This window comes from Streptomyces sp. NPDC002793 (genome assembly GCF_040295485.1).
In the GTDB taxonomy this organism is placed as follows: domain Bacteria; phylum Actinomycetota; class Actinomycetes; order Streptomycetales; family Streptomycetaceae; genus Streptomyces.
On the sequence record NZ_JBEOVL010000006.1, the window covers coordinates 170688 to 187212 of the forward strand.

Consider the following 16525-nt stretch of genomic DNA (forward strand, 5'->3'; position numbering starts at 1 on the left):
CGCACGCCTTGGCCCGGTGCCCAGGCCGAGCGCCCCGAGCTGGTCCTCCATGCTGTCGCGGTACGCCTGGTGAATGGTGCCGCGCTTGCCGTGGCAGACGTCGAGGGCGAGCTTGTGGCGGGACTCCTCCCCGGTGAGCTGCCGGTTCATCTGGCGGCGGCAGGTGTCGTCGACCGGGTCGATCACCGCGCCAACCGCTGTACCGATGTTCCCCGGCCGGGATAGCGCGCACCAGTTCCCTGTCACCGGCTGCCGAGGGGCGTAGGACGCCTGCGGCCCGTGCCGGTCACCCTCGCTCGCACCAGGGGTTGACCTTGACCTTGGGTCAAGGCCGCAGGCTCTTCGTACGGCCGCTCGTAGGGCCGGGCAAGGCCGGACAGCACCAGGGCCGCCGTACGGAGACATGTCTGTGAAAGGGAGATCATCATGGGGACCAGCACCATCGGTTTTTCCGAAGCCGGGCTGCGCCGACTGCACGAGGTGCTGGCACAGCATGTCGAGTCCAAGAGGATCCCCGGCCTCGTCGCGCTGGTCAGCCGAGGTGACCACACGCATGTCGAAGCGATCGGGACGATGCGTCATGACGGTGGCCCGCCGATGCGCCGGGACACGATCTTCCGGATGGCGTCCACGTCCAAGCCCGTCACGATGGCAGCCGCGATGGTCCTGCTCGACGAGTGCCGGCTTCGGCTGGACGACCCGGTGGACCGGTGGCTGCCCGAACTCGCCGACCGGCGGGTGCTGAAGCGGCCCGACGGGCCGCTGGACGACACCGTGCCGGCCCGGCGGCCGATCACCGTACGGGACCTGCTGACCTCCACGTTCGGGCTCGGAGTGGACTTCGAGTCGATGGCTTCTCCGATCAGGGCCGCGACCTTCGAGCGACTCGACTACAGCGTGGCATCCGGGCCCGCGCCCGAGCCGGACGAGTGGATGCGCCGCCTCGGCGAGTTGCCGCTCCAGTACCAGCCCGGCACACGGTGGCAGTACGACCTCAGCAACGAGGTGGTCGGCGTGCTCGTCTCCAGGGTCGCGGGGAAGCCGTTGGAGACCTTCCTGCGCGAACGCGTCCTCGACCCGCTGGGGATGGAAGACACCGGTTTCCACGTACCCGCCGACAAGATCGACCGGCTGCCGCCCCTGTACGGGCCGGACCCGCAGACCGGCGAGTTCGCCGTATGGGACGAGGCGGCAGGGGGAAGGTCCAGCGCGCCTCCCGCGTTCCAGGGTGCCGGCGGGGGGCTCGTCTCCACCGCCGACGACTACCACGCCTACTTCCGGATGCTGCTGAACCACGGGATGCACGGGAGCCGGCGGATCCTGTCCCGGGCCGCCGTGGAGCTGATGACCACCAACCGACTCTCTGACGGGCAACTGGCGGCGCGGGAAGCGATGTTCAGCAACGTCGCCCACCTGTCCTCCGGCCAGGGAGCGAGCGGCGGTTGGGGCTTCGGGATGGCGGTGCGCACCTCGCGCGACGACTACGCGCCCATCGGCCAGTTCGGCTGGTTCGGCGGTTCCGGCACCACCGCCTATGCCGACAGGGCCAACCAGCTCACCGGAGTCCTGCTCACCCAGGTCGGACTGTCCACCCCGGATTCACCGCGCGCCATGAACGACTTCTGGACGACGGTCTACCAGGCCATCGACTGACGACGGGCCCGGCCGCCACTTCGCGGCCGGGGTCAGCGGGGGGCTCGTGGAGAACGAAGCCGCCGCGTCACTGCGGGAGGAGGACCCACGACTTCACCCCCTGCTGGGGTGGCCGGGCCTCGGCGATGCCCCAGTCGCCGCCCCAGTCGTCGACGACGGCCGCCAGCAGCCAGAGCGCCTGGCGGCGTCGGCCCTCGCAGAGGGCGAGGGTGTCCGGATCGGCGTGACGGGGGTGCTGGTCCCACAGGACCAGGCGGAGGGCGCCGTCCCGTTCACGGAGCGAGAGGTAGAGCTCACGGCCGGGCGTGAGTGCCGCGTTGACGGCGATGAGCTCGGTGACAGCTTGCAAGGCGGGCCACGCATGGGAGCGCAGCCCGTACGCCGACAGGGCCGCCGCGACCGCCCGGCGCCCGACCGCCGCGCTCCGGGGGTCACCGGGCAGGGTCAGGCTCAGGACGAGCCCTGGATGCGGGCGAGCTTTGGACCGGAGGTACGGAGCGGCCCCGGAAGCGGGGAGGAGAGCCCGCGCAGGGCAGAGGGCGGCGCGCTGGAGTGGGGGTGGGTACGGGTGCATGGCTGACTCCCTGGAACGGATGGCCGAGTTGGCAGTTGTCGCCGCTGCGGTCGAGCTGTGGCCTGTCTCCCTGACGCGGCCCTGCCCCTCCCAGGGCAGGAGGTACGGGCAGGGCCGCGCGATGCACTTCGGCTTGGCGCAGCGTGTGCGGTGCGTCGCTCACGGTAGCCCTCATCTGGCACAGATGTCTTCACTCCAGAGGCAATTGCCTCCCATCGGGTGGACTGGGTCTCCCTTTCAGCGGCAGACTGTGCCTACCGTTGGCGGAAGAAGAGGCCCATGCCGAGCAGTTCCACCCCTACCGAACGGCAACGGCGCCTCGGCGCCGAACTCCGGAAAATGCGCACCGCAGCCGAAGCAACAACCGCTTACGCAGCAGGCCTGTTGGGCGTCGACAGGACGAAGATCTCCAACATGGAAGTCGGCGTCCGACCCGTGGCGCCCGAGCGTGTACGCACACTCGCCTGCAACTACGCGTGCTCCGACGACCGTTACGTCGAAGCCCTCGTGGGCATGGCCGAGCAGCGCGAACGTGGCTGGTGGGAGCAGTACCGGGGAACGCTCCCGTCGGGCATGCTGGACATCGCCGAGCTCGAATGGAACGCCGTACGCATCCGGACCGCCCAGACTGTCCACCTTCCGGGCCTGCTCCACACCGACGCGTACGCACGAGCGGTGTTCGGCGCCGTACTGCCCCCGCTCTCACGGCTGGAGATCGAGCTGCGCGTGACCCACCGCATGGAAAGACAGCGAGTACTGGACCGCGAGCATCCGGTCGACTACGTCGGTTACGTGCACGAAGCGGCTCTACGCATGCAGTTCGGTGGCCGGGAAGTCACCCGGGAACAGCTCACATACCTCTGCGAGGCTACGGAGCGCAGGAACATCGACTTGCGGGTGATTCCGGTGGAACGGGGAGCATTCCCGGGCGCGGGTCACGCGCTCCTGTACGCGCATGGCGTCGTACCCCAACTGGACACAGTGCAGCTGGATTCCGCACACGGACCGGAGTTCATGCACGCCGAAGCACAGCTCGCCAAGTACCGAGCCCACCTCGACTGGATGGAGGAAGCCGCACTGGGTGCCCCCGAGTCACGCGACTTCATCCACGCCGTCGCACGTCAACTTTGAGGAGTCTCACCATGGTCGAAATCAACTGGGAAGACCCGTACTGCGGTGAGGGAAACAATTGTTTCCGCCTCGGGACGGATACCGAAGGCAATGCGTTCATTGCCGTTCTCGGCCAGGAGGATCGTTACCTCACGGACAGCCGCGAGGCCCTCCAGCAGATGATCCGGGACATCAAGGCCGGCAAGGCCGATCACCTGCTGTAGACCGCAGCCGTACCCCCACCGGCCGGGCGCCTGCGACGGCCCAGAAGCTGCCAGGCGCCCGGGCCGAGATCGGTCTCAGATCGATGCCATCCACTCGGCGGCACGATGAATCCGCGGCTGGGCCGCCGAGCACGAGGCCTACATCTGAGTCCAGATCGCGCACCGATGAGTTTCCCGCGCCGCGCCGGTCTGTACACGTGAGACCGACTCACGGAAGGCCGGCACCATGCGGAAACTGATCTACGGCATGAACGTGACCCTGGACGGCTACATCGCCGCGCCCGGCGACGACATCGGCTGGAGCCTGCCCAGCGACGAGCTGTTCCAGTTCTGGTCCGACCAGTTGGAGGCGACCGACCTGTCGCTTTACGGGCGCAAGCTGTGGCAGACGATGAGCTCCTACTGGCCGACCGGCGACCAGCAACCCGACGCCAACCCGGCGGAGATCCAGTTCGCACGCCGCTGGCGGAACATGTCGAAGGTGGTGTTCTCCTCGACGATCGACAAGGTCGACTGGAACACCCGCCTGGTCGCCGGCAACGCGGTCGCCGAGATCACCCGGCTCAAGGCCGAGGACGGCGGCCCGATGGACATCGGCGGCGCGACGCTCGCGGGGGCGGCCGTGCGGGCCGGGCTGATCGACGAGTACGTGCTGGCCACCGCGCCGGTCTTGGTGGGCGGCGGCACGCCATTCTTCACCGCGCTGGACAACTGGGTGAACCTCAACCTGGTGGAGACACGGACGCTTCCCTGCGGCGTGATCCTGACCAGGTACGAGACGAGGCGGTGAGCGACCTTCCTGAATGATCAGCGCCTCAGGAAGGACGCCCCCGGCCCTCAGCCAGCAGTCCGCTGCGATGGTCGAGTGCAGCGAGAATCGAAACGCTGCAGGACCTCACCATTGCTCCGCTCCCTCTACGAACTGCCGGTGCGCTGGAAGGTGATCTCCACACGGCGGTTCTTCTTACGACCGTCTTCGGTGTCATTGCTCGCGATCGGGTACTGCTCGCCGTAGCCACGGATCTCGAAGGTGACGTTCGGGAGGCCCGGGGAGAGGACGCCCTGCACCGCGTTGGCCCGCTCCTTGGAGAGGACGTCGCCATGGGCGGAGGTACCGAGGTTGTCGGTGAAGCCGAAGACCCGGACCTTGGAGGCGTTCTGGTTCTTGATCTCCGCCGCGATCGCAATGATTCGGGCGTTGGCCTCACCGCTGAGCTTCGCGCTGTCCTTACCGAAGAGGACCTCGGCCTGGAGGGCGAAGGTGATGTCCACGTTGGTGTCCTCGCGGCGCTCCTCGCCGCCCATGTCCTCGACGACCGACTTGATGTCGAGTACGCGGATATCGCCGAGGGTCGCTCCGTCACCGAGCATCAGCCCGGGCGAGTTCGCGTCGACCTCTACGGGCGGCGCGGCGGAGGGGACGGCGTTGGGGTCATCGTCCGCTGTAGCGGGGGCCGCTCCCCAGAGAGTCGACGTACCGAGGACGACCGCCACAGCGGCGGACAGGCCGACACGGCACCGGAGTGCGCTTCGGGGCGTGGCTGGCGTGGGGGTCGGTGGCTGCATGAGGGCCATCACCCTGTGATCTTGATCGTCGCGGTGGGCATGGTCGGGATCTGGAAGTCGACGTCGGTGGTCCCTGCGGGCGGCGCCGGGAATTGGACGAAGAACGGTGCGGTTCCTCCGGGCGTGACACCTGTGGTGAATTTTGTGCAGAGGCACCTGCCGTCCGTGTCCCGAAGTACCAGGTAGCGCTTCTTTCCCGCCTGATCAACCAGAGAAGCACCGGCAACAGACGCCCCGTTGGTGGCCATCTCCTCCTCAGTGCCCTGCCATCCCTCCGCAGCAAACTGTCGCTTTGAGCCGTTTGTCACGGAGCCTTTCACGGTGACGAAGCCACCGGAATCCCGCTCGGCAGAATTGATGACCAGGTCGATCTCCCCTGGCCCCTTCACGCTGGCGAGCACTTCCGACACGTCAGCGCTCTCCTGCCCGTCGGGGGTGGTCGGATTCTTCGCCGCCGAGGCGTTGGGCTGCTTCTGCTCGCCCTCCGGCTGATTGTCCTGGCCGTCGTCGCCTCCGCAAGCTGTCAGGACGACAGCCATGGCTACGGAAGCGGCGGCTACCGAAGTCCCCTTGCGGTGAATCCGGGTCATGGCTGCACGCATCTGCGTGGTCCTCTCGGTGTCAGTCATCTACTTGTCGGCCAGGTGGACGGAGAACAGGTCTGCCAGGTCGGGCAGCAGGTCAAGGTTTTCCGGGTCGATACGGAAGTCTTCTTCGTCATCGCAGACGACTTTGTGCGGTTGCTGCTTTTCGCCCTCGTCCGTGTCCCCTTCGCTATCCTCCTGCGAAGGACTCGGCGTGGGGCTCGGCGGAGGATCTGTGTCTTCTTCGAGACGGCAGCGCGGCTCGATCACCGCTCTGGCGGTTGCCTGGGCCTTCTTCGTCTCGGTGCCGGGGATAACCGAGCTACCGACGCTCTGGTTGGTCTCGACCGTGACCGTGTAGGACGCCTCGGGCCAGTCGTCCGAGCCGCAGGAAATCTGGTGGGCGCCATTCTCGGCCGCAAGTCGGCCGGCTGCGGAGCACGACCCCGCTCCGATGTCCCGCCCACTGATCAGGTCGTCCCATTCTTCAAAATCGAAGCCCCTCGGCCAACTCCACTCGCCACGCGCGTCCAGTGCCGCCGCAAGCGCGGCCGCATCGGCGGCTGTCTGGGCCTCGTTCTTTTTCATCGAGGCCTGACCGATAGCGAAGAAGGCGAACGCGAGGAAGAGCAGCCCTGCCACTACGGCGATATATACAGGGAAGGCCTGCCCTGCCTCACGAGCCCGGCTGTCTGCCATCAGCCACCCGTGATCTTGCCTACCTGAGTGGTGAGCGCACCGGCAATGGCGCTCCCGAGGTTCGTGGTCATGATCACCAAGATGATCGCCACGACCACCACAATGATGCCCAGGTACTCCACCGCCCCCTGCCCCCGGTCTCGGTCCGCCCGTACCTTCATGCGCTCGACGGCGGTGTTCGCCCAGACCTTGGCGTTGACGGAAGCCTTCAGCATCAGCTTGCTCATGGTGTTCCCCTCCGGGTTCGGCCGGCCGGTTGCCGGACGATGCGTAAGACTTGGTGGTGTCGCTCCCGTTCCCGGCTTCCTCCAGGCCGGTGCCGTTTGCGACGTATGAAACGTTAGGCCGGACACCCGGCCCACCGCAGGCCCTCGGGGCCCAAAACCGGGACCGAGGCCGAGATCCGACCCGTGGTCCCGCCTTCGGGCCCGCTCTCCCCCGTTCAGCCATGTCGGTCCGTCCCTCTCGCCCCAGGCTGCTCGGCCGTGTTCTCGTCGGCGCGGCAGGTGGCAGTGCTCCGGTGGTCGCCGGTCCCGGACACGACGAGTTCCATGGGCTCCGCCTCCCTCGAACTTCGGCTGCACCGACTTCTGTTGGGGATCCTCTCCCCCACATGGCTTCCTTCAGCCGAAGACTGTGCCACAACGGGTTGCAGTCGCGAAAGGGCTCCCCGAGGGGCGGGACGCGGGGCGGCGCACAGGGGTGAGGGGTTCCGTGTCGCCCGGTTCCGGAGCTGGGCCGGTGGGACGTCGTTCGGCACTCCGCGACCTCCTTTCGGGTCTGATGAGGACGGGTCTCGCGTCACCGGCACGGGCTGCACGGGCTCACTCCCCCGTCAGGGAGACGAAGTCGGTCCCGGAGCCGAGGAGCATGGCGGCGCCCATGAGGAGCACGGTCGCCGGGATCATGAAGGTGGTGACCATCAACGTCGCCTTGGGGACGGCCTTGGCTGCCCTGCGCCGGGCGTTCTGCGCGTCGGTGCGGCGCATGTCGTTCGCGATGGCGATGAGGGTGTCCACGATCGGGGCCCCGAGTTCCTCACCCTGCTGGAGTGCGGTGACGAACATGGCGACCTGTTCGGAGTCGTTGCGTCTGCGCAGTTCGTCGAAGGCCTGGCGGCGGCTGACGCCCATGTCCATCTGGCGCAGGGTGATGCGCAGTTCGTCGGCCCAGGGGCCGGTGTACTTCTCCGACACCCGGTCCAGTGCCTGCCGGAAGCCGAGTCCGGCGGAGACGACGACGGCGAGGACGTCCAGGAAGTCGGGGAGCGTGCGGTCGATGTCGTCCCTGCGCTTGCGGACCGCCGCCCAGATGCCGACCTCGCCCCAGAAGAGGCCGAAGGCGACCATGAGGAGGGCCATGAGGTACTGGGCGCTGGTGAGCATCGCGAAGGCCGCGAAGGCGCCGAGGGCGCTGTAGACGGCCCGGCGGGCGGCGTAGCGGTCGATGGTGAGGCCGCCGGGGTTGCCGGCCATGTCGATCTTGCGGCGCTTCTCGTTGACCTTCCTCGCGCCCATCAGGCGGAGCACGAGGGGCGCCCAGCGCATGCCGAGCCGGTCCAGGCCGGAGCCCACAGCGGTGGTGCGGGTCGCGCCGACTTCGAGGGCGAGGGCGAGGTCGTCGGGGAGGGCGGCCTCGGCCCGGTACATCCGCACCCCCTTGAAGATGCCGAACACGCTGAGGCCGACCACGAGGGCGAGCAGCAGTTCCATATCGGTCGGTCCCCTCCTCAGATATCGATCTTGGAAATGCGGCGGATGCCGATGAACCCGACGGCGTAGAGCCCGAGCGAGATGATGACGACGGTCTGGCCGATGAACGACCCGGTCATCCGGTCGAGCGCGCCGGGCATGATCGAGTTCACCAGGAGCATCGCGCCGACGCCGATGGCCGGGACGGCGTACGCGGTGGCGTTGATCTGGGAGAGCTGGGTGCGGACCTCGCGCCGGGTCTCCTTGCGTTCCTCCAGGGTGACGGTGAGGTTCCGCAGCGAGGACACCACCTGGCCGCCTGCCCGGTTGGAGAGGATCAGGGTGGCGACGAGTACGACCAGTTCGCGGGAGGGCAGGCGGGCGGCGAGTTCGTCGAGCGCGTCGTCGAGCGTGCGGCCCACTCCGAGCTGGTCGGCGACGATGCGGAGTTCCTCGCCCGCGGGTGCTTCGAGTTCGTCGGCCGCCATCGCGATGGACGTACGCAGGGAGAGCCCGGCCTGGGTGGCGTTGGCCAGCACCCGGGAGATCTCCGGCAGCTGGCTGATGAAGGCCTCGGTGCGCTTGGCGCGGTGCCAGTTCAGGAAGGTGTTGGCGCTCCAGACCCCGGCGAGTCCGGCGAGCGGGCCGAAGAACGAGGCCAGGACGGACGCTGCGATCAGCCACAGGGCCGCGACCCCGGCCAGCACGTAGACGAGGTATTCGCCCGGGGTGACGTCGAGCCCGGTGGCCGCGAGCTTCAGCTCGATCCTCTTGCCGGTCTTCGTGCGGCGCAGCCTGCGGTCGAGGCCCCGGAAGCGGCGTTGCGGGCCCTTGTCGATCTGCCCGGTCGAGGTGAGCCGGTCGACGAGTGCCTCGCGCTGTGCCTTGCCCGAGGTGTACGCGTGCAGGCCCAGGACGCCGAGTACACAGCACAGCAGCGTGACACCGAGGGTGAGCGGTGCGAGGTTGTCCATGTCGGGTACCTATCTGGCCTCTCGGGTGGCGAGGTGTTCGTCGGAGGACGCGACCCCGAAGGCCTGCGGGACCGGCTGTCCGGCCATGTACAGCCGGTCGGCGATGCGTCGTGGGAGCGGGAGGGCCTGGAACTCGCCTTGTATCACGCCGTCGGCGTCCATCGGCCGGGCGTTGAACCGGGCGACGGTGACGATTCTGTAGGGGTCACGTCCGTGTGAGTCGAGCACGGCGATCTCGGTGACCTTCCTGGCACCGTCGGCGTGCCGGGTCAGCTGGACGATCACGTCCACGGCGCTGTTGATCTGGTCGTGCAGCGCCTCGAAGGGGATCTTGATCTCGGACATCGACGCGAGGGTCTGGAGGCGCATCAGCGCGTCCTCCGCGCTGTTGGCGTGGACGGTGGCGAGCGAGCCGTCGTGGCCGGTCGACATCGCCTGGAGCATGTCGAGTGATTCGCCGCCCCGGACCTCACCGACGACGATGCGGTCGGGGCGCATGCGCAGGGAGTTGCGCACCAGGTCGCGGATGGTGACCTGGCCCTTCCCCTCCACGTTCGCGGGACGGGACTCCAGCCGGATCACGTGGTTCTGCTGGAGCTGGAGCTCGGCGGAGTCCTCGATGGTGACGATGCGTTCGTGTTCGGGGATGAGTCCGGAGAGCGCGTTGAGCAGGGTGGTCTTGCCCGTACCGGTGGCCCCGGAGACGATCACGTTGAACTTGGCCTGGACGAGGCCGGCGAGCAGCAGCAGCATCTGCTGGTCCAGCGAGCCGAAGCCGATCATCTCCTGGAGGGTGAAGGACCGGGGGAAGCGTCGGATGGTGAGCGTCGCGCCGGTGAGGGAGAGCGGTGGAATGATGACGTTGACGCGCTCACCGCTGGGCAGGCGGGCGTCGACCATCGGGTTGGCCTCGTCCACGCGGCGGTTGACCGTGGAGACGATGCGTTCGATGGTCTGCATGAGCTGCTCGTGGCTGGCGAAGCGCATCGGGAGCTGCTCGACCCGGCCCGCCCGTTCGACGAAGATCTGGTCGGGTCCGTTGACCATGATCTCGGTGATGGAGGCGTCCTCCAGCAGGGGTTCGAGGACGCCGAGTCCGAGTGCCTCGTCGACGACGCGGCGGATGAGCTGGGCGCGTTCGACGGTGGAGAGGACGGGGCCCTCGCGGCTGATGATGTGGCCCAGGACGCGTTCCAGGCGGGCCCGGCGGTCGGCGGCGGCCAGCGAGGACATCTCCGCGAGGTCGATCTCCTCGAGGAGTTTCGCGCGGTACGTGGCGACCAGGTGGCCGTCCTCCCGCCCCCCTCCGCGCTCCTCGGGGGCGGTGATGCGTGCCCGCAGGCTCATGGGTGGTACTCCTCGGTTCGGGTGGGTGCGCTCAGTCGCGGGGCATGGCGGCGGACTTCTCGACGGTCCGGCCGCCGAGCAGACCGAGCAGGACGTCCGGGACGGTGACCGTCACCCGCACCGTGACCGTGTCGCCCCCGGACGGCGCCGAGATGCGGGCGCGTTCGGCGACCCAGCCGGTCATGGACGCCCTCCCGACCCGTGCGTAGGACCCGGCCACCTCCTCCTGGGCGGCGGTGCGCGCGGCGGCTCTGGCCGCGGTGCCCGCCTGCTGCGCGGTGTAGGCGATCAGGCCGAGCTGGATGCCGGCGAGTCCGATCAGGAGGAGGACGGGGAGGAAGCCCAGGTACTCGATGGCGGTCGAGCCGCGGTCCCTGTCCCGGCCGTCCCGGCCCCTGCCCCGCTGCGGCGGTCCGGCCGCGCGTGGGACGCGTAAGGGTGCCATGGCGCGTCACTTCCCTTCCGCGGCGGCGCCGGCCGTCGCCGTGACGGGGATGGGGAGGCCGACGAAGCCCGGGAAGAGCACGGGGGCCTCCAGCCTCACGGTGGCCGTGACCATGTCGTCCCCGGCACCGCAGTCGATGGCCGCGGACCCCTCCCAGGCGCTGGGGAGCCGTTCGTGCACGGCGGCCGCACAGCTGCCCTGGAGGTCCCCGGCGCCCGCCGCGACCGCGTCCCGTACGCCCTCGTCCGCCGCGCCGCTCGCCAGGGTGAACGTGTAGCCCACGAGCACTGCCTGCCAGAGCAGCACCAGGGTCACCAGGATGATCGGCACCATCCCCGTGAACTCCACGCTGATCTGGCCGCGGTCGCCTCCGCGCCGTGCCCGTATCCGGCCCGGTCCTCCCGCGTCCCCCGTCATGGCCGGCCTCCCCCGCCGGTCGTGCCGCCCCTGCGCCTACGGCCCCCGGCCGGGCCCTTGTCGCCTCGTGGACGCGTTCCCGGGGCTCCCGGGGCGGCCTTCACCAGTCCGAGCTCTCCCGCCAGGGTCCAGAGGGCCCGCTTCACGGTGGAGCGCGGGTCCAGTTCGTGCATCCGGCCGGAGTCCACCGCCCCCTGGAGCTCCTTGAAGTTGGCCGGGACCGCCGTGCCCGCCATCCGGGTCCCGGTGATCCGCTGGACCAGGGCCGGCTGGATCTCCGTGTTGCGGTTGAAGCGGTTGACGAGGGTGACCGTCTCCTCCGCCTTGCGGATCTGGAGCCGGTCCCACATCCGGACCATGCGCTTGGCGCCGCGTACGGCGATGACGTCCGGCGTGGTCACCAGCACGGCGGTGTCCGCCATCTCGATCGCCGCGGCGTTGGCCCCGCTCATCTGGCTCCCGCAGTCGATGACGACGATCTCGTAGCGTGAGCGCAGGGCGCTGACGATCTGGCGGGCCGCGCGGTCGCTGACCTCTTCCCCGCGTTCTCCCTCCCCGGGCGCCAGCAGCAGCGCCAGGCCCGTGTCGTGCGAGAAGACGGCGTCGGAGAGGACCCGCGGGGATATGTCGGCGATGGCCGCCAGGTCGACGACGGAGCGCCGGAACTGCACGTCGAGATAGGCGGCGACGTCGCCGGACTGGAGGTCCAGGTCGACCAGCGCCGCCGTGTGCCCGGATGCCTGCGCGGCCAGGGCCAGCTGGACGGCCGTGAGGGTCGCCCCGACCCCGCCCTTGGCGCCGGTGACGGTGACGACCGTGCCGCCGGGGCCGGAGAACACATCGCCGCCGGAGCCCAGATGGCGTCGTACACCCGTGGACCACTGGGCGGCGGCCTGGACACGGTTGGCGAGTTCCTCGTAGCCCAGCGGGAGGGTGGCCAGGCCCCGTGCCCCCGCGTCCATGGACGCGGCGAAGAGCCCGGGGCTCGCGTCCGTGGTGATCAGCACGACCCCCACGGCGGGGAAGCGCAGGGAGACCTCCCGGATCAGCTCCAGGGCGGGCACCGGGCCGATCCGCTCGTGGACGAGGACGACTTCGGGAAGCTCGTCGACGGACTCTCCGGCGAGGCGGGCGAGTGTGTCGACGAGCTGCGTCGAGTCGCCGACCGGAGCCGCCGGTTCGGCGTCGGGGAGCTGGCTCAGCAGGGTGGTCACGGACCGGGCCGCGTCGGCGTCGCCGACGGCGGGGAGGATTCTGGTGGTCATCCCATCCTCACTTGTCCTTGTCGAGCGTGTAGGTACGGTCGCCCGGGCGGATGGTGGCGTCGGTGCCGGGAGCGATCAGGGCGAGGCGCACGTGCTGGGCGAAGGACTCGGCGTAGGCCACGCGCTGGGTGTCGAGGGTGTTGAGCGCGAAGGTGATCGGCACGGCTTCGGTGGACTGGTTCGGGTCGTCCTTGCCCGGTTCCAGGGGGGTCAGTTCGCCGACGTCGAGGACCTTGGCGTTGGAGACGATGACCTTGGACTGCGACACCTCGCCCTCCTCCTCGCCCGCGAAGGTGGCGTAGATGTTCACCTTGTCGTTCGGCCGGATCTTGCCCGCCACGCCCGTCGCGGCGTCGATCATGATGGCGATCTCCTGCTCACCCGGCTTGAGCTCGGGGCTCTCCACCATCATGTCGGACTGCATCAGGGAGCCCTTCCGCAGCTCGGTGACGGCGATCTTGCCGTCGACCTCCCCGATCTCCGTGACGGCGTTGTCCGACAGCCAGCGCTCGGGCATGGCGACCTTCTCGAACTGCTCGGCGGACAGGGCCTTGTACGGGGCCACATCCGTCTTGAGCCGGTAGGCGTCGACCTCGGGGCCGACCTTCGCGTTGACGTCGCTGATCACCGAGAGCACCCCGGCGAAGGCGCCCAGGGCGCACAGGACCGACAGGAGCAGGAGTATCACGCCGCGGCGCTGGCGGGAGTTCATGGGCCGGACAACCTCGTTCGGATCGGATGCGTGGGGCGGCGGACGGGGAGGGACACGCGTGTCTGCGGAGCCGTGGGCGCACTAGGAGCCCGGTGGTGCGGGTGCTCCCTGCGTCAGGGCACCCACGAGGCGCATTCGCTTCTCCGGCGGCACCAGGGGGGAGGAGCAGAAACCGCAGCGGTCGCCGATGAGTTCCATTCCGCACCAGTGGCATTTTTCCCGCCGTACGGAGGAGACGAGCTGATAGATCACGGAGATGTCCGGAAGGAAGGAGACGAATTCGACGAGCTTCCCCGTCCCCCACCACTGCGGCGAACCGGAAGGCAGCGCGCTTTCCTGCACGGCCTGAACTCCCCATGCCGGGGCGAGTGTCTCCCGGACCCAGTCGGATGTCAGCTGCCCCTTGGCGATCAGCAGGTGCGAGGCGTACGAGGGCCCGGCGGGAGGTTCGACGCCCGGCCCGATCCTGACGAGCTGCGGACCGGGGCCGGCGAGCACGGCGAACGTCGCGCCCGGCACCCAGGACCGCGCGTGCGTCTTGAGGCTGACGGGCACCCGGTCGAGCCGGGCCACCGAGTTCAGCAGCGCTCCGGCGTGGATGTAGTGGGTGAGCAGCCGCGCCGCCGAGGCCACCACTCCCGGGCTGAAATCGCAGATGGACAGCTGTCTCAGCTGACGTACGAGGACGGCCACGCCCAGCGGCGGGAGGTCCACCTTGAGCAGGGCGATGCGGTCGCTCTCCAGGACCGAGCGGATGGCGTGCAGTCTGCGTTCGTGGGCGGGGCTGGTGCCCGTGGGACAGACCGCGATCACATGACCGTGCTGCTCCAGGAGTAGGCTCATGTCACCGATCGCACGGTCCAGCGGCTGGGCTTCGGGTGCCTGCAGCAGGGCCGCTGTGGGCGTCTGCTGATCGGTCGGGGGTAGCACCAGATCAGCACTGGTCACTGCTATTGCGGTCGGCACGCTCTTCCCCGTTCGGCTCCGGCCGTCGTCTGGGGTGACGCCGGTCGCAATCGCTCCTGCTGGGTACTTCCTCCCCAGCACTTTAGCCACGTCATACCAGGCAGAGAACAGATATCGGAACCCAGTACGAAGACGTGGGGCACACAGGGGCACAACGCCTCTGTACGAAATCGGGCGAAAGGAGTGGTCGTCAACATCTGTACCACCGGCCGGAGTTACTCCGGCCGACCCGGTTCGAAATCCAGGTGAATTCAACTGCCCACGTCAGGACGGAGCGTGGGCGGCTCCGGCGGGCCTCACGCCGATATCCGCTCGGTCACGCTCCGGACGTCGCGATCACGTCACTCGTCCGTGTGTGCACGCTCGACCCCCGGGAGCGATCACCCGAAGGTGGACGGGCGGGCGGCGCGCGGCTCGGGCTCCCCGCGCGGAACACATCCGCTCCACCGGAGGCCTTGACAACTCGATTGGTCTGGACCAGTTTATCGGCCAACGGTGGCCACCGTTCCCGCCGGCACCCCCCAACTCCCCCACCGGAGGCAGCACGTGGAACGCTCCGCAGACAGCAGCAGGCACAGAAGAAGCCGGATACGGCCACTCCTCGGCGCGGCCGTCGCCGTCGTCGCGGCCGGGGCGCTGGGCGTCACCGGGCTCGTCTCCACCGCACAGGCGGCCGACGTCAACGTGGCCAGGAACGCCGGATTCGAGTCCGGACTCGCCGACTGGACCTGTTCCGGCGGCAGCGGCACCACCGTCTCCTCCCCCGTGCACGGCGGCACCTCCGCGCTCAAGGCCACCCCGGCCGGGCAGGACAACGCCAGGTGCACGCAGACCGTGGCCGTGAAACCCGGCTCCACCTACGCACTCAGCTCCTGGGTGCAGGGCGGTTACGCCTACCTCGGGGTCTCCGGCACCGGGACGACGGACGTCTCCACCTGGTCCCCCGGATCGAGCGGCTGGACCCAGCTGAGGACCGGCTTCACCACCGGCCCCTCCACCACCTCGGTGACCGTCTACACCCACGGCTGGTACGGCCAGGCCGCCTACGTCGCCGACGACATCCAGGTCACCGGACCCGACGGCGGCGGTGGCACGGACCCGGAGCCCTCGGTCCCCGGGGCCCCCACAGGGCTGGCCGTCGGTACGACGAGTGCCTCCTCCATCACCCTGAACTGGAACGCGGTGCCCGGCGCGACCGGCTACACCGTCCACCGGAACGGGGTGAAGGCGACCACCTCCACCGGCACCTCCGCGACGGTGACCGGGCTGGCCGCCGACACCGCGTACCAATTCTCCGTCAGCGCCACCAACGCCGCCGGGGAGTCCGCCCGGTCGGCGACCGTCAGCGGCCGCACGGCCAAGGCCACCGGCCCGGGGCCGGAGACGTCGGTGCCCGAGCACGCGGTGACCGGTTACTGGCAGAACTTCGACAACGGCGCGACCGTCCAGGAGCTCAGCGACGTCCCCGCGCACTACGACATCATCGCGGTTTCCTTCGCGGACGCCACGGCCACACCCGGAGCCGTCACCTTCAACCTGGACTCGGCGGGACTGGACGGCTACACCGTCGACCGGTTCAAGGCCGACATCAAGGCCAAGCGGGCCGCCGGCAAGAACGTCATCATCTCCGTGGGCGGCGAGAAGGGCTCCGTCGCCGTCAACAGCGACGCCTCCGCCACCGCCTTCGCCGACTCGGTGTACGCGCTCATCCAGGAGTACGGCTTCAACGGAGTCGACATCGACCTCGAGAACGGCCTGAACTCCACCTACATGACGAAGGCCCTGCGCTCCCTGTCGTCGAAGGCGGGCCCCGGGCTCGTCATCACGATGGCACCGCAGACCATCGACATGCAGTCGACCTCCGGTGAGTACTTCAAGACGGCGCTCAACATCAAGGACATCCTGACCGTCGTCAACATGCAGTACTACAACAGCGGTTCGATGCTGGGCTGCGACGGCAAGGTGTACTCGCAGGGCTCGGTGGACTTCCTCACCGCGCTCGCCTGCATCCAGCTGGAGGGCGGCCTCGCCCCGTCCCAGGTCGGCATCGGCGTCCCCGCCTCCACCCGCGGCGCGGGCAGCGGCTACGTCGCCCCGTCCGTGGTGAACGCGGCCCTGGACTGCCTGACCAAGGGCACCGGCTGCGGTTCGTTCAAGCCGTCCAGGACCTACCCGGACCTGCGCGGCGCCATGACCTGGTCGACGAACTGGGACGCCACGGCCGGCAACGCCTGGTCGAACGCGGTGGGCCCGCACGTCCACGGGCTCCCGTAGCCCGACCGGGCCGAAGGACCAGCA

The 16525-nt window shown here is 69.1% G+C and carries 18 protein-coding genes and 1 pseudogene; 5 read left to right on the forward strand and 14 right to left on the reverse strand.

What is annotated here, in order from left to right:
• Positions 1-21: 21 nt before the first annotated feature.
• A pseudogene (locus tag ABT001_RS08210) lies at positions 22-189 on the reverse strand (Tn3 family transposase); the annotation flags it as partial.
• Positions 190-426: 237 nt separating this feature from the next.
• On the opposite strand from ABT001_RS08210, the gene ABT001_RS08215 reads away from it, so the two are divergent.
• Positions 427-1653 carry a serine hydrolase domain-containing protein gene (locus tag ABT001_RS08215; RefSeq protein WP_351274088.1) on the forward strand — a complete coding sequence of 409 codons (1227 nt, stop codon included), beginning with the start codon at positions 427-429 and terminating at the stop codon, positions 1651-1653.
• Between the two features lie 67 nt (positions 1654-1720).
• Here ABT001_RS08215 and ABT001_RS08220 read toward each other — a convergent pair whose 3' ends face one another.
• Positions 1721-2227 (reverse strand): ATP-binding protein, encoded by a 507-nt coding sequence (locus tag ABT001_RS08220; RefSeq protein ID WP_351274091.1) that lies wholly within the window; start codon positions 2225-2227, stop codon positions 1721-1723.
• 279 nt (positions 2228-2506) lie between these two features.
• Between ABT001_RS08220 and ABT001_RS08225 the strand changes: the two genes are divergently transcribed.
• The 3 genes from ABT001_RS08225 to ABT001_RS08235 all read left to right on the forward strand — a co-directional run bounded on the left by ABT001_RS08225 (position 2507) and on the right by ABT001_RS08235 (position 4351).
• Positions 2507-3358 (forward strand): DUF5753 domain-containing protein, encoded by an 852-nt coding sequence (locus ABT001_RS08225; protein WP_351274094.1) that lies wholly within the window; start codon positions 2507-2509, stop codon positions 3356-3358.
• A gap of 11 nt (positions 3359-3369) precedes the next feature.
• Positions 3370-3561, forward strand: coding sequence for a hypothetical protein (locus ABT001_RS08230; protein ID WP_351274096.1), 192 nt, complete (start codon positions 3370-3372; stop codon positions 3559-3561).
• Between the two features lie 226 nt (positions 3562-3787).
• On the forward strand, positions 3788-4351 hold the full coding sequence (locus ABT001_RS08235; protein WP_351274099.1) for a dihydrofolate reductase family protein: 564 nt from the start codon (positions 3788-3790) through the stop codon (positions 4349-4351).
• Positions 4352-4476: 125 nt separating this feature from the next.
• On the opposite strand, the gene ABT001_RS08240 is transcribed toward ABT001_RS08235, so the two are convergent.
• From ABT001_RS08240 to ABT001_RS08295, 12 genes are all read right to left on the reverse strand, one after another.
• Positions 4477-5127, reverse strand: a complete 651-nt coding sequence (locus ABT001_RS08240) for an OmpA family protein (protein WP_351274102.1) — start codon at positions 5125-5127, stop codon at positions 4477-4479.
• An 8-nt stretch (positions 5128-5135) separates the two neighbouring features.
• Positions 5136-5729 carry a hypothetical protein gene (locus tag ABT001_RS08245; protein WP_351274105.1) on the reverse strand — a complete coding sequence of 198 codons (594 nt, stop codon included), beginning with the start codon at positions 5727-5729 and terminating at the stop codon, positions 5136-5138.
• Between the two features lie 27 nt (positions 5730-5756).
• Complete coding sequence (locus ABT001_RS08250) at positions 5757-6410, reverse strand: pilus assembly protein TadG-related protein (RefSeq protein WP_351274108.1); 654 nt, start codon at positions 6408-6410, stop codon at positions 5757-5759.
• Entirely contained in the window at positions 6410-6637 is a 228-nt protein-coding gene (locus ABT001_RS08255) for a hypothetical protein (RefSeq protein WP_351274111.1), read from the reverse strand. Before ABT001_RS08255 ends, ABT001_RS08250 begins: the two co-directional genes overlap by 1 nt.
• Before the next feature lie 597 nt (positions 6638-7234).
• A complete protein-coding gene (locus tag ABT001_RS08260) occupies positions 7235-8122 on the reverse strand; it encodes a DUF5936 domain-containing protein (protein WP_351274113.1) in 888 nt (295 codons plus the stop codon).
• 17 nt (positions 8123-8139) lie between these two features.
• Complete coding sequence (locus ABT001_RS08265; protein WP_351274116.1) at positions 8140-9075, reverse strand: type II secretion system F family protein; 936 nt, start codon at positions 9073-9075, stop codon at positions 8140-8142.
• Between the two features lie 9 nt (positions 9076-9084).
• Positions 9085-10422: a TadA family conjugal transfer-associated ATPase gene (locus ABT001_RS08270; RefSeq protein ID WP_351274118.1), complete on the reverse strand. Its 1338-nt coding sequence runs from the start codon at positions 10420-10422 to the stop codon at positions 9085-9087.
• A 31-nt stretch (positions 10423-10453) separates the two neighbouring features.
• The gene (locus ABT001_RS08275; RefSeq protein ID WP_351274121.1) at positions 10454-10867 is read right to left on the reverse strand and encodes a TadE/TadG family type IV pilus assembly protein; all 414 of its coding nucleotides are present in this window, start codon (positions 10865-10867) and stop codon (positions 10454-10456) included.
• Positions 10868-10873: 6 nt separating this feature from the next.
• Positions 10874-11284 carry a TadE/TadG family type IV pilus assembly protein gene (locus ABT001_RS08280; protein WP_351274124.1) on the reverse strand — a complete coding sequence of 137 codons (411 nt, stop codon included), beginning with the start codon at positions 11282-11284 and terminating at the stop codon, positions 10874-10876.
• Positions 11281-12549, reverse strand: coding sequence for a CpaE/TadZ family protein (locus tag ABT001_RS08285; protein ID WP_351274126.1), 1269 nt, complete (start codon positions 12547-12549; stop codon positions 11281-11283). Before ABT001_RS08285 ends, ABT001_RS08280 begins: the two co-directional genes overlap by 4 nt.
• Positions 12550-12556: 7 nt before the next feature.
• Entirely contained in the window at positions 12557-13261 is a 705-nt protein-coding gene (cpaB, locus tag ABT001_RS08290) for a Flp pilus assembly protein CpaB (protein ID WP_351274128.1), read from the reverse strand.
• Between the two features lie 81 nt (positions 13262-13342).
• Complete coding sequence (locus ABT001_RS08295; protein WP_351274131.1) at positions 13343-14209, reverse strand: hypothetical protein; 867 nt, start codon at positions 14207-14209, stop codon at positions 13343-13345.
• Between the two features lie 564 nt (positions 14210-14773).
• Between ABT001_RS08295 and ABT001_RS08300 the strand changes: the two genes are divergently transcribed.
• Positions 14774-16501, forward strand: a complete 1728-nt coding sequence (locus tag ABT001_RS08300; protein WP_351274134.1) for a chitinase — start codon at positions 14774-14776, stop codon at positions 16499-16501.
• Positions 16502-16525 lie beyond the last annotated feature (24 nt).

Excerpts from the sequence above, each read along its gene's own strand:
- ABT001_RS08215 (WP_351274088.1), top strand. The coding sequence starts at position 427 with ATGGGGACCAGCACCATCGGTTTTTCCGAAGCCGGGCTGCGCCGACTG.
- ABT001_RS08220 (WP_351274091.1), bottom strand. The coding sequence starts at position 2,227 with ATGCACCCGTACCCACCCCCACTCCAGCGCGCCGCCCTCTGCCCTGCG.
- ABT001_RS08225 (WP_351274094.1), top strand. The coding sequence starts at position 2,507 with ATGCCGAGCAGTTCCACCCCTACCGAACGGCAACGGCGCCTCGGCGCC.
- ABT001_RS08230 (WP_351274096.1), top strand. The coding sequence starts at position 3,370 with ATGGTCGAAATCAACTGGGAAGACCCGTACTGCGGTGAGGGAAACAAT.
- ABT001_RS08235 (WP_351274099.1), top strand. The coding sequence starts at position 3,788 with ATGCGGAAACTGATCTACGGCATGAACGTGACCCTGGACGGCTACATC.
- ABT001_RS08240 (WP_351274102.1), bottom strand. The coding sequence starts at position 5,127 with ATGCAGCCACCGACCCCCACGCCAGCCACGCCCCGAAGCGCACTCCGG.
- ABT001_RS08245 (WP_351274105.1), bottom strand. The coding sequence starts at position 5,729 with ATGCGTGCAGCCATGACCCGGATTCACCGCAAGGGGACTTCGGTAGCC.
- ABT001_RS08250 (WP_351274108.1), bottom strand. The coding sequence starts at position 6,410 with ATGGCAGACAGCCGGGCTCGTGAGGCAGGGCAGGCCTTCCCTGTATAT.
- ABT001_RS08255 (WP_351274111.1), bottom strand. The coding sequence starts at position 6,637 with ATGAGCAAGCTGATGCTGAAGGCTTCCGTCAACGCCAAGGTCTGGGCG.
- ABT001_RS08260 (WP_351274113.1), bottom strand. The coding sequence starts at position 8,122 with ATGGAACTGCTGCTCGCCCTCGTGGTCGGCCTCAGCGTGTTCGGCATC.
- ABT001_RS08265 (WP_351274116.1), bottom strand. The coding sequence starts at position 9,075 with ATGGACAACCTCGCACCGCTCACCCTCGGTGTCACGCTGCTGTGCTGT.
- ABT001_RS08270 (WP_351274118.1), bottom strand. The coding sequence starts at position 10,422 with ATGAGCCTGCGGGCACGCATCACCGCCCCCGAGGAGCGCGGAGGGGGG.
- ABT001_RS08275 (WP_351274121.1), bottom strand. The coding sequence starts at position 10,867 with ATGGCACCCTTACGCGTCCCACGCGCGGCCGGACCGCCGCAGCGGGGC.
- ABT001_RS08280 (WP_351274124.1), bottom strand. The coding sequence starts at position 11,284 with ATGACGGGGGACGCGGGAGGACCGGGCCGGATACGGGCACGGCGCGGA.
- ABT001_RS08285 (WP_351274126.1), bottom strand. The coding sequence starts at position 12,549 with ATGACCACCAGAATCCTCCCCGCCGTCGGCGACGCCGACGCGGCCCGG.
- cpaB (WP_351274128.1), bottom strand. The coding sequence starts at position 13,261 with ATGAACTCCCGCCAGCGCCGCGGCGTGATACTCCTGCTCCTGTCGGTC.